At 40.0% G+C, this 13,944-nt stretch carries 13 protein-coding genes and 2 pseudogenes; 10 read left to right on the top strand and 5 right to left on the bottom strand.

Features of this window, described 5'->3' with window-relative positions; translation table 11 throughout:
- Positions 1-81: 81 nt before the first annotated feature.
- The 3 genes from dacB to C6344_RS05090 all read left to right on the top strand — a co-directional run bounded on the left by dacB (position 82) and on the right by C6344_RS05090 (position 3,578).
- Positions 82-1,566 carry a D-alanyl-D-alanine carboxypeptidase/D-alanyl-D-alanine endopeptidase gene (gene dacB, locus C6344_RS05100; RefSeq protein ID WP_066030797.1) on the top strand — a complete coding sequence of 495 codons (1,485 nt, stop codon included), beginning with the start codon at positions 82-84 and terminating at the stop codon, positions 1,564-1,566.
- Between the two features lie 19 nt (positions 1,567-1,585).
- The gene (locus C6344_RS05095) at positions 1,586-2,953 is read left to right on the top strand and encodes an MATE family efflux transporter (protein WP_060596512.1); all 1,368 of its coding nucleotides are present in this window, start codon (positions 1,586-1,588) and stop codon (positions 2,951-2,953) included.
- 64 nt (positions 2,954-3,017) lie between these two features.
- On the top strand, positions 3,018-3,578 hold the full coding sequence (locus tag C6344_RS05090; protein WP_060596511.1) for a CatB-related O-acetyltransferase: 561 nt from the start codon (positions 3,018-3,020) through the stop codon (positions 3,576-3,578).
- A gap of 20 nt (positions 3,579-3,598) precedes the next feature.
- Here the strand turns inward: C6344_RS05090 and C6344_RS05085 are convergent, their stop codons facing one another.
- From C6344_RS05085 to C6344_RS05075, 3 genes and pseudogenes are all read right to left on the bottom strand, one after another.
- Positions 3,599-4,039 carry a BclA C-terminal domain-containing protein gene (locus tag C6344_RS05085; RefSeq protein WP_181185463.1) on the bottom strand — a complete coding sequence of 147 codons (441 nt, stop codon included), beginning with the start codon at positions 4,037-4,039 and terminating at the stop codon, positions 3,599-3,601.
- 76 nt (positions 4,040-4,115) lie between these two features.
- Positions 4,116-4,562, bottom strand: a pseudogene (locus tag C6344_RS05080) (Tn3 family transposase); the annotation flags it as partial.
- Between the two features lie 451 nt (positions 4,563-5,013).
- Entirely contained in the window at positions 5,014-5,760 is a 747-nt protein-coding gene (locus C6344_RS05075) for an NADPH-dependent F420 reductase (RefSeq protein ID WP_034660874.1), read from the bottom strand.
- 221 nt (positions 5,761-5,981) lie between these two features.
- On the opposite strand from C6344_RS05075, the gene C6344_RS05070 reads away from it, so the two are divergent.
- The 5 genes and pseudogenes from C6344_RS05070 to C6344_RS05050 all read left to right on the top strand — a co-directional run.
- Complete coding sequence (locus C6344_RS05070) at positions 5,982-6,341, top strand: winged helix-turn-helix transcriptional regulator (protein WP_170938387.1); 360 nt, start codon at positions 5,982-5,984, stop codon at positions 6,339-6,341.
- Positions 6,342-6,755: 414 nt separating this feature from the next.
- A complete protein-coding gene (locus C6344_RS05065; protein WP_034660872.1) occupies positions 6,756-7,181 on the top strand; it encodes a MarR family winged helix-turn-helix transcriptional regulator in 426 nt (141 codons plus the stop codon).
- 261 nt (positions 7,182-7,442) lie between these two features.
- Positions 7,443-8,783 carry an NtaA/DmoA family FMN-dependent monooxygenase gene (locus C6344_RS05060; RefSeq protein ID WP_106047897.1) on the top strand — a complete coding sequence of 447 codons (1,341 nt, stop codon included), beginning with the start codon at positions 7,443-7,445 and terminating at the stop codon, positions 8,781-8,783.
- 16 nt (positions 8,784-8,799) lie between these two features.
- Entirely contained in the window at positions 8,800-9,540 is a 741-nt protein-coding gene (gene nfsA, locus C6344_RS05055) for an oxygen-insensitive NADPH nitroreductase (protein WP_060596507.1), read from the top strand.
- A 25-nt stretch (positions 9,541-9,565) separates the two neighbouring features.
- Positions 9,566-10,291 (top strand): annotated as a pseudogene (locus tag C6344_RS05050) (MFS transporter); the annotation flags it as partial.
- A gap of 557 nt (positions 10,292-10,848) precedes the next feature.
- Here the strand turns inward: C6344_RS05050 and C6344_RS18965 are convergent.
- A complete protein-coding gene (locus tag C6344_RS18965; RefSeq protein WP_066030800.1) occupies positions 10,849-11,109 on the bottom strand; it encodes a hypothetical protein in 261 nt (86 codons plus the stop codon).
- A gap of 183 nt (positions 11,110-11,292) precedes the next feature.
- Here C6344_RS18965 and C6344_RS05045 point away from each other — a divergent pair, with 183 nt between their 5' ends.
- On the top strand, positions 11,293-12,312 hold the full coding sequence (locus C6344_RS05045) for an LLM class flavin-dependent oxidoreductase (RefSeq protein ID WP_060596504.1): 1,020 nt from the start codon (positions 11,293-11,295) through the stop codon (positions 12,310-12,312).
- A 38-nt stretch (positions 12,313-12,350) separates the two neighbouring features.
- On the opposite strand, the gene C6344_RS05040 is transcribed toward C6344_RS05045, so the two are convergent.
- Entirely contained in the window at positions 12,351-12,971 is a 621-nt protein-coding gene (locus C6344_RS05040) for an acetate uptake transporter (RefSeq protein ID WP_060596503.1), read from the bottom strand.
- A gap of 142 nt (positions 12,972-13,113) precedes the next feature.
- Here C6344_RS05040 and C6344_RS05035 point away from each other — a divergent pair, with 142 nt between their 5' ends.
- Positions 13,114-13,935 (top strand): uroporphyrinogen-III synthase, encoded by an 822-nt coding sequence (locus tag C6344_RS05035; protein WP_106047894.1) that lies wholly within the window; start codon positions 13,114-13,116, stop codon positions 13,933-13,935.
- Positions 13,936-13,944: the final 9 nt, after the last annotated feature.

The following is a 13,944-nucleotide window of genomic DNA, read 5'->3' as shown; positions in this document are numbered from 1 at the left end:
AAACCTTTGAGAACAAACGTTCTTTTGTGTATAATGAACATATTCTTCTAAAATTGGCTGCGATAAAAAAGGAGGGATTGCGTGAAGCGTTTTTCACAGCTCTTGTTTTTACAAATATGTATCCTGTCGATTTTATTTCTCCCTTTTTCAGCAAAAGATGATCAACTTACAGCTCGTGACGACTCACTGCCGTGGATGACAGCTTTAGATGAATTCATACGAACAGCACCTGATTTAGAGGGCGCGATCTCCGGCGTCAGCGTCCGCAATACTTCTGACTCCTCTCTTCTTTATGAACATCAAGCCGATATTCGTCTTACTCCTGCTTCTAATATGAAACTGCTCACATCAGCCATCGCCCTTGATATACTAGGAGAAACACACACATTCCTGACAGATATCTGGATGGATGGTTCTATTCAAAAGAAAACGTTACATGGCAACCTGTATCTACGCGGTACCGGGGATCCGACTTTATTAGAGGAGGATTTTGCAGCACTTGCCAAACAAGTGAAAAAGGCCGGAATACATACGATTCGCGGACAGCTTGCGGCAGATGACACTTGGTATGATGATACGCGATATTCTATTGATTTGCCTTGGAGTGATGAAGATCAATATTACGGTGCACAAATCTCTGCTCTCACAGCTTCACCGAATCAAGATTATGATGCAGGAACCGTGATTCTCGAAGTAAAACCAGGAAAGAAAGCAGGGCAAAAAGCGACCTATGACATCATCCCGAAGACTTCTGTCCCTCAAGTCATGAATCAAGTAAAAACCGTGCCAGAAGGCGGAAAAAAGAAAATTTCTTTTAAGCGCTCTCACGGCACAAACAAGATTACGTTGACTGGAACCATTCCGGTTAAAGCGAGTTCATCTAGACAATGGGTAGCGTTATGGGAGCCAACCACTTATGCGTTAGATTTAATGAAACGAGCGTTAAAGGCGGAAGGGATTCAAGTAAAAGGACCGCTTAAAACAAAACAAGTTCCTAAAAAAGCCAAGAAAATTGCCACCCATTCATCGATGCCTTTATCAGATCTGCTTGTTCCCATGATGAAACTCAGCAACAATACCCATGCAGAAATGTTGCTAAAGGAACTTGGAAAACAAGTGAAAAGCAAAGGGAGCTTTGAGGATGGACTGGATGTCATGAATGAAAGGCTTCCTGCTTTTGGCATCAATCCTTCGCATGCAGTGCTGCGAGATGGGTCGGGCATATCACCTATTAACCTTGTTTCTGCCAACCAGTTCACGTTATTTTTGACAAACATTCAAAAGGAAAAATGGTTTAAGACCTATGAACATGCGCTTCCGTTAGCAGGGGCAAGTGAACGAATGGTCGGAGGGACGTTAAGGAACAGATTGAAAGAACCAGCTACACTAGAAAAAGTACGTGCAAAAACAGGTTCATTAACAACGGTTAGCACACTTTCTGGATATATTGACACGAAGAGCGGAAAGACGGTCGCCTTTTCCATTTTATTAAATCATCTTGTTGATGACGAAAAAGGGAAAGAGATAGAAGACCATATTGTCAGCATTTTAGCTGAGAATCTTTAGATAGAGAAGGAGTACCATCATGACGTTAGATAACAATCAATCTTTAGTAAAAACCATGTCCATTTTTCTCGTCCCGCTTTTGCTTAGCAATATTTTACAATCAATCGGACAGCTTGTATCCATCGTTCTTGTCGGTAGATGGATTGGAGAGGATGCAGTAGCTGCTATTTCTGCATTCTTTCCGCTTTTCTTTTTACTCGTTTCTTTTTCCATTGGAATTGGATCGGGAAGTTCCATCCTTATTGGACAAGCGTATGGCGCGAAAAATGAAAAAAGATTAAAAGAAATTATTGGCACAACGCTTTCATTCACCTTTTTAATCGGACTTTCTTTAGCGATCATTGGAGGTTTATTTGCAACAGACATCCTAAATCTCATGGGAACACCTGCAAATATTGTGGAGGAAAGTGCGGCATATGCCAGAATTCTATTCATCTCAATGCCGATCTTATTTCTTTATTTTGTTTACACGACCTTCCTGCGAGGAACTGGGGATTCAAAAACGCCTTTTTATTTCTTAATGATTAGTACGGCAACGAATATTTTGACGCTGCCCATTTTATTATTTGGCTGGATGGGACTGCCGGCATTTGGTTTATACGGCGCTGCATATGCTTCTGTGATTTCAACCATTGTGACGTTTATTATTCTACATATCTACTTATATAAGACAAAGCACCCGCTTCGCATTGATGCATCAGTGAGAAAGCATTTATTGATGAAAGGGGATCTACTAAAAACATTATTAAAGCTCAGCATTCCATCGAGCATTAATATGATCCTTATTTCTTTATCAGAAATTGCTGTTATTTCTTTTGTCAACGATTATGGATCACAGGCCACAGCTGCCTATGGTGTTGTCAATCAAGTCGTGAGCTATGTGCAGATGCCGGCAGTGAGTCTTGGCATTGCAGTCTCTATCTTTGCAGCACAATTCATCGGTGCAGGGAATATCAACCGCTTGAAAGATGTGATAAAAATCGGGTTAGGGCTCAATTTTGCCATAGGCGGATTCATTATTATCATCGTTTATCTCTTTGCACCACAGATTTTATCTATCTTTTTAACAGATTCTAAGACGATTGACATTGCCTATAGCTTGGTCGTCATTACATTATGGAGCTATCTTATTTTTGGAACGGCCCAAATTGTTGCAGCCACGATGAGAGCAAGTGGAACAGTTTTATGGCCAACAATCTTTAGTATTTGCTCCATTTGGCTTGTAGAAGTACCAGTCGCTTATGTGCTATCGCACTACACATCCCTTGGCATCAAGGGCATATGGATTGGCTATCCTGCGGCTTTCTTTGTGAACTTACTCCTTCAATACGGCTACTATCAGCTCGTATGGAAGAAAAAACAAATTGTAGCGCTTGTTCAGTCATAATGTGAAAGTGTGAAGCAGCATATACATACGAAGATCTATCACTTTTCAGGAGGTCTGATCTTCTATGTTTTTGAATCAAAGAAGTGAACTGAGCTCGCACAATATCGGTGATTTTTCTTATGCCGGACCAGATTTCCAAGTGCTGACATGGGGGGAAGGTGCGACACTAAACATTGGGAAGTTTTGTTCCATCGCAAACGAAGTGAAAATTTTCCTTGGCGGTGAACACCGGACAGATTGGGTCACAACGTATCCGTTTAATCAAATTTTCAAAGAAGCTGCCCACATCAAAGGACATCCCAAATCAAAAGGAGATGTGCAGATAGGACACGACGTATGGATTGGATATGGCGCGACGATTATGTCAGGAGTATGTATAGGGAACGGAGCAGTGATCGGAGCAAATAGTGTCATCACAAAAGATGTGCCGCCATATGTAATTGCTGCAGGAAATCCGCAGCAGTTCATGAAATATCGGTTTTCATCCGAAATGATCGAAAAACTGCAGTTATTAGAATGGTGGAATTTAGAGTTTGCAATCATCCAATCTATTTTTCACCTTTTGCAGTCTCATGATATTGAACATTGTATAAATGTAATAGAAGACATAAAAAAGAAAGGCTGAAAAAGCCTTTCTTTTTTCGTTTAGCTGAGCCGTATAATGGTCAAGGCAGCACCTGCAGCAGCACCCCCGCCAACTAAAACAGCTGTGGCAACAGCCCCAAAAAACTGCAGTGAAATGATGCTTCCAGCTGTTAAATTAACGATTACAGTATTATGGATAAACGAAGTAGAGATAACAGGTGATTGAACAGAACCAGGCACAGTGGTTGCTCCATTTAAAAGCAAACATGTATTAATTAAAAGAGCTGCAGTGGTGTTGACTTGATACGTAATATAATATTTATCAGTTTGCAGAACGGTAAAAACAGTACTTGTGCCGTTTGCTGTAAAACCAGTAATGTTTTGAAAGTTTGGCAAAGGAATATTCGTTCCTCCGGCTACAGTAACAATGGTAGGGCCAGAACTATTAGCAGCATAAAGTGCTGTATCCGTAAAACCACCTGTTCCAGCAACACTAGTGATTCCTGTAACTCCAGTAGGTCCCGTTGATCCGGGGTAGTACCAGCGAAGCTGTCACTACCCGCAATAAGGAATAAAGTTAAATATGCAAAGTATTTTCTTTTTCTGATTGTATTTCTTCGATTGGAATTCTCTCCATCATATCCAATTTAAAGATACCATAAGGATTTACATGGCTATAGATAAGTGGACTTAACGCTCTTAAGTCTTCAGGTGTCATCATATCTTGCCACTGCTTTTCCGATAATACAAATTGAATCATGAGTGTATTAATATACACGAGGCAATTTTGCAATAAATGTAGGGAAAGAACGGCAACCTCCTGGTCTTCCAATCTATTTGTTGAAATTTCTCCACCCTTTCCGTAAAAAATAAAGCTGTTGGCGGAATTCCAATTCTCTACAACATTGAGGCCTTCATTAATTTCTCTCCGAATGTCTTCCGAGCCTATATAATCACACAAGAAAATGGTTTTAATGACTTTTCCCAACTCAGAAAGGGCCTGATAAGTAGGGTCTTTTTTGTTACAGCAATTGCATAACAAACACTACTTTATAAAAAAGTAGTAAAGTTAAAAGCTCCAGTTACTTTTTTCCGCAATCAGGCCATATTGTCGAGGATTGTTTGAATGAATTTCCAGTTTGACTCGTTATGATTGTGACGATCTTTACTTAAACCAAAGGCAGTAAAGTTGAACAAGAATGTAAGTAAGTAATACGGATTAGACCATTACTGTGCAACACTGTCTTCATTTTAGATAACCTTTTGAAAGAATGTTCTTAAACGTGTAGGGCAGGTTAGTAGAAGAGGGATTTAAAACATAATTATAAATAAATTCTGTTTTGAAAGAATTAAGATCCAACTTAACGGACTCTTGAATCTTTCAGAATTTCAATTAGTAGTTATGATTTTTTTAGCAAAATAGGTATATATGGATATACAAAAAGGTACACCTTAACTGAGTGCACCTTTTGTTTTTATAAATTGTATATTTCTCTGTTTATATTCACAATATCCTTATGTGAAAATTCGCCTTCCTTTTTTTCTGCAAAGAGCTCTGCAAACCGTTCCATCACCTTGTCCCGTAGTAAGGGTGCTTTTTCTTTATTTGCCTTTTTCAACGCTTTCGTAAGATCATCTTTTGTTAACTCTGTGCAGTAAGCAGGAGTTCCTGGCTGCTGTCTCCAAGAGTCACTTAAAGAACCACTGTCTACTGCGTCAAAGCCTAACTTGTTTACTACTTCCATGATTTCGTATTTTTGTGTAGGATCATTACCAGCAACTGCCATCGCGATTCGTCCACTAGAATCCTCGGATTTTCCTTCATGTTCTAAAGTGTAGGCTAATAAGTTGTTGAAAGCTTTTATGATAGGTCTGCCTAATTGATTTGAAACCCAAACACTTTCAACCATCCCGTTCTCTATTTCTTCAATTTTACCGTTTCTAAAAGGATAATAATTTGAAGTATCTACAATGATGACTGCCTCACCAACTTGATCGATAGTGTTCCGAATGTTTGGAAGTACATTTATAGGGAGCGATAGTATTAGAACATCAATATTTTTAATGGCATCCTCTACCCGCACAGCTGTTCCAGCAAGTTCTTTTCCTTCTAAATGTTCAATTCCTCGCGCATCTGCAATTTTGACATCATGTCCAATCTTAACCAATTTTTTCGAAATAATTGACCCAATTGGTCCAGCACCTATAATTCCATATCTCATGATTGTTCCTCCTAAAGTATTTGTATATAAAAGAATTATTCAGCTTAAAGTTACACAATCATATGTTTATCAAATTGTAAACATATATTAGATAATAAAAAGTATTGAGTATTTCTGTTACATATACTAGAATAAAATCATTTCTCATCTTTTTAAAGTAGGCAAAAAAAATTGACGTAGTACAGTTTTTTGTACTTAACAGTAGAAAGCGGGTGAAGAAGGTGTCTAGGATATGTAAGGATGGATTTGATAAAGAGTGTATAAAGGAACAAAGAGAATTTTATGGCATTGCTTATACCCAAAATATCCTCTCCGGACGTTGGAAATATGTAATTCTATGGTATTTAAAGACCAAAGAGCGTCGCTATAGTGAAATTAAAGCCTTTTTATGGGATATTTCACAAGGTTCTCTTACAAAGCAACTTCGAGAACTGGAAACGGATGGTTTAATTAATCGCAAAGTTTTTCCAGAGGTTCCTCCTCGTGTTGAGTATTCACTAACCTCAAAAGGGGAAGAATTGATCCCTATTATTGATTTGATGGAAGAGTTCGGGAAGAAGTTTGGGGAGCAGGCAGACTAACCAAGGCCCTCACATTTATTGGTTACAAGTTACCCCTAATTCAAAACTAAATGATTTAAGGCCTAGGCTGTCATTGCGGCAGCTTTTTTGTAATACCAAGCTATTAAGTACAAAAAAATGTACTATGGCAACTTTTATTGCCCTCTTTTAAAAATTGAGAATTTGTTTTATTCTAGTGTCTGTAACAAAATTACTCCATACAACAAGTTGATAGGCAAAACGGTGTAATATACAGAATCCGGACATTTCAGTGTTTAACAGATATGATGCATTGATCCATATCCCTTTGTCGTCCGTTCTAGATAAATTCAGCCTGATAAAATGAGAGTAGTTCTCTTAAGTTAGATGGACAACTAATTTTTAACTATGATATAGTTAGCTTACTAAATACATCGTAGTAATGGGGGTATACCTATGAACGATATAGTTGGATGCGAAATTCGTGAGTCATTAGATAAAATTTCATCCAAAATGCGTCGAGATTATAGCGAAAATCTAAGAGAACTTAATCTTCATGTAGGCCAGGATAGACTACTCGCTCGTTTGTGGTTAGGTGATGGAATAACACAAATGCAACTATGTGAACATTTAAAATGTGAGCCGCCTACGGTAACAAATATGGTTAAATCGTTGGAGCAAAATGGGTTCATATACCGTAAACGTGATGAACAAGATGCAAGGGTTATGCGAATTTACCTAACTGACAGAGGGAAAGAATTAGAGAAACCTGTTGATTTCAAATGGAAGCAGCAACAAGAAAAATTACTCGGTTCAATTTTACCGGAAGAACGCTTAATCTTAAGGGAACTTATGAAGAGAATGGAGAGAAACTTATTCTAAAGTTTTCTCTATGTTGATATTTAGCATGCTAAATAAAATCAGTCTATATCGTTTAGTTACTAAGAAAAAGAAAAAGTTTATAGGAAACCACTGAAGAGGATGCGTCTAGTTGAAACATTGATATCCATACTTGCTAAAATGTTTCAAATTAGTTAGTAAGCTAATTTTGTGTTTTACAAATTTATTGAATCTAATTAGAAAGAGTTTACAGCGGCTTTTTTGTTTACTTGGAGCCTTTTAAAAATAAAGGAGTGAAGATACATGAAAAGAAAAGAAATGCAACTGGCACTACAAATGGTCTCTGGATATGGAGCTGAATTCAACGCTTGGAGAATGCCTGGTACAGACCCAGCAGCCTACACAAATACGGATGGTTATGTGGAGCGAGCTAAATTAGCTGAAAAAGGGAAATTTCAAATGATTTTTATCGCTGATACTCCTGGATTATACAATGACTTAGGTCCTCAGACTCCTATGTTCCCTATGGATCCTATGTTAGCACTAATGGCTGTAGCTAGAGAAACGAAACATATTGGGCTTGTTGCTACCCTATCAACGACATTCAATTATCCATATAACATAGCACGTCAGTTCAAAGCACTGGATGTTATAAGTCATGGACGTGTAGGATGGAATGCTGTCACCACATCAAATCCAGTAGCGGCAGCAAATTTTGGTGCTCAGATTGCCAGTCGCCAAGAACGATATGACATGGCTCATGAATTCATCCAAATTGTTCAAGCATTGTGGGGGAGTTGGGAATCAGACGCTTGGACGTTAGATGTAGAAGGAGGAAAATTTGCCGACATGGACAAAATTCGGCCTATTAATCTTCAAGGGGAATATTATGCATCTCGTGGTCCTTTGCCCATCCCACCCTCTGAGCAAGGTCAGCCAGTTATTTTTCAAGCAGGTGGAGGGGTTGAAGGATTGGAATTGGCGGGAAGATACGCTTCTGGTGTTTATGCAAATCCTTATGATATAGAATCTGCTCGTGAACACAGACAAGCGCTTCGACAAAGTGCTGCCCGTTTTGGCAGAAATCCCGATGACATCAAGATATATACAGGTTTTATGTTTTCCCTAGGCTCAACTGAAGAAGAAGGACTAGAACGACGAAGACAGCTTATGAGTTTTAATCCTGAGGAGATTCCAGGAAGGGTAAGTTACCTTGGTTCAATGGTTGGTTTACGACTATCGGAGAATTCGGTTGATATTGATCAACCTTTATCAGCTGACTTGTTGAAAAAGGCATATGCCAATCCAATGGATCCACGGTCCCACAGAGCTTTAGAGCTGCTGAAAAGAGGGATCTCCATTCGTGATGTTCTTGCTCATGGGGTTATTAACTATCATCCAGTAGTTGCAGGTACCCCCGTACAAGTTGCTGACTTCTTGGAAGAATGGTTTTTGGCTGGTGCATGTGACGGCTTCTCGGTTGTTCCGGATATAGCCTATGATGGAGTTGCTGATTTTGTGGAACTGGTTGTCCCAATTTTGCAGGACCGCGGTTTATTCCACAGGGAATATGAAGGGAAAACACTGCGCGAGAATATGGGAGTTCCTTACCAATACGGAAGGCTGAAAGAGAACAATAATTAATAGAGGAGAGGTTCAAATGAATAATACCCTTGAATTGCTTCATAATCATACATCCATTCGTTCTTTCACTAATCAACCACTGACAGAGGGACAACGAGATGCAATCTTTAAGGCAGCTAATCAAACTTCATCATTCAGTCTACTACAAGTGGTTTCTATCATTAGAATTACAGATCCAGAATTACGAAAAAAAGTGATGCAGCTCTCTGTAAATCAACCTTATATTGAAGAAGCAGCAGAATTTTGGATTTTTTGTGCAGATTTTAACAGGAATCATGAAATTGCACCCAAGGTTGACCTTGACTATATTGAATACCTATTAATAGGTACATTCGATGCTGGGTTAATGGCTCAAAATGCTTTAACTGCGGCGGAATCAATGGGACTCGGTGGTGTTTATATCGGTGGAGTAAGAGCTAATATCTCAGAATTAACCGAGGTATTAAATTTACCAAAGTATGTGATTCCGTTAGTGGGGCTATGCATAGGACATCCTGCTGGAGAGAAGCCTGGACTAAAACCACGTTTGCCTCAATCGATGGTCATGTTTGATAATCAGTATCAACCACTAGATGAAGAAAAATTAACAACTTATGACCAACAGATGCGTGAATATTACCAAAATCGTCCGGTTAAAGCGCCTTTCACAGTTAAGAAAGTAAAGGGATGGAAAGATCACATCGAGGATCATCTTGAAAGAAGTAGACTCCCTTTTATGCTTGAGTATTTAAACAAACAAGGATTTGCTAAAAAATAATCTGATATTAATTAAAAATAGATTTATGAGGATATATAAAATGAAGAATCAATACAATACGCGGGCCATCTTGACAGCGTTACTTATCTGCGGTGCTGTTGGCATGTTTAACGAAACCTCTCTAAATATAGCATTGACTAATTTAATAGAAGTGTTCCAAATTTCGCCTGCAACCGCACAGTGGTTAACAACCAGTTTTATGCCCTCTTGGTATTTTAATGCCAGTGAGTGGGTTGCTGTTGCAGACGTTTTCCACAAGGAAGCTGTTCATAGGTTTGGTCATGAGTTTAATCGTAGGTACATTGATTGCGGCACTGGCATTCAATTTTGAAATGTTGATGTTCGCCCGAGTTTTACAGGCGGTTGGCATGGGATTGTTGCTTCCACTCATATTTAATACCGTTCTTGTTATATATCCACTGGAAAAGCGGGGGGCGGCGATGGGATTGGTCTCTCTGGTTATCATGGTCGCACCAGCGTCTGACCGACTATAGGCGGTCTATTAATAGAATATTTAACATGGCATTACATCTTTTGGATCTCCCTGCCACTTTTGGTCATAGGGTTATTGATAGGGCTTAAGTATTTGAAAAACATTACCGATGTCACTAAGCCTCGGATTGATCTACTATCTGTTGGATTCGGAGGAGTTGTCTTTGGCTTCAGTAAGGCCGGCGAAGGATCTGAAGGTTGGAGTAGCATGGTTGTGATCACATCAATCGTCATTGGGCTCGTCGCGTTGGTATTATTCATAAAACAGGACGGGGGTATGTGTGTTGGAGGTATTTAACTTAAGCAACTTATTATTACCTTGATATTTCCTTATTGCGGGTGGTGTCAGCTTCGCTGGTACTACCCCGATCCGGTGATTCCAGTAGCCCTGGTAGTCCAGTAGGCCCAGTAGCACCGGTGATTCCCGTTTCACCAGTAGGTCCAGCAGCACCTGTGCTACCTGTTGAACCTGTAGCACAGGTGCTGCCAAAAGCGTATAATCCGGTGACGTATCTGGCGTACCTAAAGGTGGAGCAGAGTCCACAATATACGTACCACCTTCATAAGTGACCACTTGACCCACTGAATATGTTGATGCTATTGCAGGATCATATGCTTTAGCACCACTTAATTCTATCCCTGTAGGGCCAGTCGGACCAGTTTCCACAGAAGCTGCCAAAAGTGTATAGTCGGGGGAGAGCCCAGGTATTCCTGATGGAGCATCTACATTGGCTATATAAATACTGCCATTAAACGTGACAACTTGACCCGCCTCGTAATCTTGTGATTGTGAGGGGTTAAAAGGGAGGGTGCCGGTTAATCCGCCAGCAGGTCCAGTTGGTCCGGTTGGCCCAGCGGGACCTGCTGGGCCTCTTCGTCCAACCCTTTGAATTGTTTTTGATTGTTTTTCTCCTTTTTCACAGGGGGATTCCCTCGAGACCTGTTTTGTTTTGAATGTTCTTGATTGATAAATGGACAGTCTCTTCTTTGAGGACGGTCAAGACGTAATCTTTTGTAATGAGGCTGCTCATGATATTTACCGCAAAAGGGACATTTGTGATCGAATTGATTGTACAAATTGCCCATCTCCTAAAATTGATATTTCATTCTATGTGCAAATTTTCAAATTTGAAGTAAAACCTAGAAACTCATCATTTCGAAAATCATCGAATCAAATCATTTAAATGTTTCATGATTTTATGTTATGGTGTTGAAAGTATATAACTAGTATGATTTTTGACAGAAATGGGGACATCATTTATGAGTCAATCAGTTTTACAGCGCACAGCTTATTCCGTTTTAAATTTATCCTCTGTGACAGAAGGAGGCACCATTAAGGAGTCTTTTGAACATAGTATGGATTTAGCAAAAAAGGCGGAGAAGTGGGGTTATCATAGATACTGGCTAGCAGAACACCATAATATGGAAGGTGTTGCAAGCTCTGCAACGTCCGTTTTAATTGGATATATTGCTGGGGGGACCGAAAAAATTCGAGTAGGATCTGGCGGGATTATGCTGCCAAACCACTCTTCACTTGTCATTGCTGAACAATTTGGGACACTTGAGACATTATATCCGGGGAGAATTGATTTAGGTCTTGGAAGAGCACCAGGGACAGATCAGTTAACGGCAAGAGCTCTCAGACGTAACCTTCATAACGGAGAAGATTTCCCTGAGCAGCTAGAAGAACTTCGGCAATATTTTAAACCAACCGGACAGGTCAAAAAACATGTAAGAGCCGTTCCAGGAGAGGGTCTAGACATTCCGATTTGGCTGCTTGGTTCAAGCGGTTTTAGCGCAAGACTTGCAGGAGAGCTTGGATTGCCATTTGCCTTTGCGGCACATTTTTCACCTAAAAATACAATTCCTGCTTTAGAGTTGTATAGACAGTCATTTAGACCTTCTGATGTGTTAAAAGAGCCTTATGCCATGGTGGGTGTGACAGTTTTTGCTGCAGATCAAACAGAGCGAGCTGAATATTTGGCGACCTCTCATTATCAGCGGTTTTTGAGTCTCATTCGAAATACTCCAGGAAAACTCAAAGCGCCTGTTGACAGTATGGACGGCCTTTGGAGTCCGTATGAAAAAGCGATGGTGGATGAACAATTAAGTTCGACAATGATCGGGGATAAAGAAAAGGTGAAAAAAGAATTGGAAGCCTTTATTGAAGCCACTCAAGCAGACGAAGTGATGATTAATTCGGATATGTTTGACCATCAAGAAAGAATGCGCTCGTATGAAATCATCGGAGAGATCTTCCAAGAGGCACAAGAAAAATAAACATGAAAAAAGAACTGCACAAAGCAGTTCTTTTTTATTTATGCTTTTGTAAAAATACGAAATGGTTGTCCAATTGGCAGCACAGTACGGCCAAAATGAGTATTGAGCACAACTGCTGCTGAACCATAAAACGAAAGCAGGGAAATGATCAATTCTGCGATACCTGCAATGGTATGAGTCACATCGTACATCACACCAAACGAGCTAAGGGAAAGACCAAGGAATAAGAAATCAATAAAGACGAAAATCAAAAATAATACTTTATGTGTTTCCATTGCACCAATCGTCATAAACAAGCTGAAAATCAAATAACCGATAAACGCAAAACCTAGTTGTTTTGGATCTGCTGCTCCCGCAAGCGTTTTCCCAAAAACGCCGGCTTGAATGAGCCAAGTCGTTCCAACGCCCATCCAAAAAAGACCGAATGCGCCAAAGGCAGTGGCTCCAAAAATATTATGATGCTTTGAATCTTGTATGGACGCGATTAGCTGCGCGATGCCTCCAAGGAAGATAGCCCAAGGTAAAATAAGGGAAGTGCCATCTGTAATTCCTAGTTTTTGTGAGGACGCAACGAGCGTCACCATTGCTAAACCAAACAAACCAAGTGGTGTTGGGTCTGCAATTGATAATCGAATAGCTTGAACATTCTGTTTTTCCATAATGACCTCCTACAATTTGCACTTACAAAAGATACTCGAATTAGACCGAAACGTCAAGCTCTTTTTTAGTAGACACTTGCAACGTCTTCCAAATAAATCTATATTTAATACATATCAAATGTGATAGAAAAAGAGGGATAAAATGAGTAAAGGCTTAGCTGGAAAAACGATTGCCATTTGTGGAACGAGAAAAACAGAAGAAATGCGTACACTTGTCGAAAAGCAAGGAGGACAAGCCGTTATTCGTTCTCTTCAAGGAACTGTATTTTTAGCCAAAGAGGAGTTAAAGCCAGGCATTGAAACCTTTGTGAAGCAAGGTGCGGATTGGGTGATTTTCACAACAGGCATCGGGACAGACACATTGATTGAGAGTGCAGAAGAGCTTCATCTGGGGGAAGCATTTATGCACATTCTATCAAATGCGCATATTGCTTCAAGAGGGTATAAAACCTTTGCAGCACTCAAAAAACGCGGAATTCAGCCAGACGTATCTGATGAAGATGGAACGGTTCGTGACATGATCTCAAAGCTTGAAGACAAGGAGTTTCATGGCAAACGCGTCATGGTGCAGCTTCACGGGGAAAACGCTCCGGCTCTCATCCAGTTTTTACATGACAAAGGGGCTGATGTTTTGCCGCTTTTACCTTATCAGCACACACCTCCTGAACCAGAGGCCGCAGAAACATTGCTTCAAGAAATGAAAGATGATAAAGTCCATGCCGTCTGTTTTACAACCGCTGTTCAGGTTCACGCCTTTTTCACACTAGCGGCAAAATGGGGTAGAAAACAAGAACTCCAAGAGCTATTCGAGCAGCACGTACTGGCAGTGGCCGTCGGAAAAGTCACAGCTGAAGCTTTAAAAGTAGAGGGAATAGACAGAATTCTAGCTCCGTCACTTGAGAGAATGGGTGCAATGATTATGGAATTATCCCAATATATGAAAAAACAATCATCACATTCATAGAAAAAACGC

This window comes from Bacillus sp. GBSW19, from assembly GCF_002998655.1.
Classification (GTDB): Bacteria; Bacillota; Bacilli; order Bacillales; family Bacillaceae; genus Bacillus.
Note: the sequence above shows the minus strand (reverse complement) of the source record. Positions and strands in the feature narration are given on the sequence as shown.

Excerpts from the sequence above, each read along its gene's own strand:
- C6344_RS05040 (WP_060596503.1), bottom strand. The coding sequence starts at position 12,971 with ATGGAAAAACAGAATGTTCAAGCTATTCGATTATCAATTGCAGACCCA.
- C6344_RS05090 (WP_060596511.1), top strand. The coding sequence starts at position 3,018 with ATGTTTTTGAATCAAAGAAGTGAACTGAGCTCGCACAATATCGGTGAT.
- C6344_RS05065 (WP_034660872.1), top strand. The coding sequence starts at position 6,756 with ATGAACGATATAGTTGGATGCGAAATTCGTGAGTCATTAGATAAAATT.
- C6344_RS05045 (WP_060596504.1), top strand. The coding sequence starts at position 11,293 with ATGAGTCAATCAGTTTTACAGCGCACAGCTTATTCCGTTTTAAATTTA.
- C6344_RS05035 (WP_106047894.1), top strand. The coding sequence starts at position 13,114 with ATGAGTAAAGGCTTAGCTGGAAAAACGATTGCCATTTGTGGAACGAGA.
- C6344_RS05075 (WP_034660874.1), bottom strand. The coding sequence starts at position 5,760 with ATGAGATATGGAATTATAGGTGCTGGACCAATTGGGTCAATTATTTCG.
- C6344_RS05060 (WP_106047897.1), top strand. The coding sequence starts at position 7,443 with ATGAAAAGAAAAGAAATGCAACTGGCACTACAAATGGTCTCTGGATAT.
- nfsA (WP_060596507.1), top strand. The coding sequence starts at position 8,800 with ATGAATAATACCCTTGAATTGCTTCATAATCATACATCCATTCGTTCT.
- C6344_RS05095 (WP_060596512.1), top strand. The coding sequence starts at position 1,586 with ATGACGTTAGATAACAATCAATCTTTAGTAAAAACCATGTCCATTTTT.